Below are 611 nucleotides of genomic sequence, written 5' to 3'. Positions count from 1 at the left end.
GTTCCGAATTCATATTCTGGAACCCGGTCGAGAACATCTTCCCAAGTTCGGCTCGTTCTTCTTCCGTGAAATTCGTCCCCGTGCCTTTGCCGTAGCTGTCTTTTAGGTTATGGCCGTCACTGGCACTGCCGGAAAGCTGACCGTTCCCCTGCAGACCGACTTTTGCGCCGAAACCTCGGGATTTCATATCGCCGCCCGCAGGTACGTCGATCGTTTCGGAAGGTTTGACCGGCAGTTTGTTCGAAGCGGCGCCGCCGGCGGGTTCGGCGCCAACCGAGAGTTTCGATCCGGCTGCAGGCGTAGAAGCAGCCGCCGGAGCACTAGCAGATGCTGCGGCAGGAACACTCGTCGAACTGCCCGCAACAACTCCCCGGGCAGCGTTGTATGCCGCGTTAGCCTTCTCGTAAGCTTTAAGTTCTTTCGTATTGGCCTGTACCCGAGTCCCGTTGCTGACCGTACGCCCCTCTTGCGTGGACAGACCAACATCTCCCGACATTGAGCCCGACGTAGCTTCCGTGACGCCTGTCGTCGTTTCCGCCTGTGTCGAAGCCTGATAATTTTCTCCGTCACCGGTGCCTTACGTCTGTGCCTGTCTCTTATACACATCTCCG

General features: G+C 57.8%; 1 pseudogene. It reads right to left on the bottom strand.

The window, feature by feature from the left end:
- Window positions 1-496: pseudogene (locus H6A60_RS12230) on the bottom strand (hypothetical protein); the annotation flags it as partial.
- Window positions 497-611: the final 115 nt, after the last annotated feature.

Source organism: Sutterella massiliensis (genome assembly GCF_016899755.1).
Classification (GTDB): Bacteria; Pseudomonadota; Gammaproteobacteria; order Burkholderiales; family Burkholderiaceae_F; genus Sutterella; species Sutterella massiliensis.
Note: the sequence above shows the minus strand (reverse complement) of the source record. Positions and strands in the feature narration are given on the sequence as shown.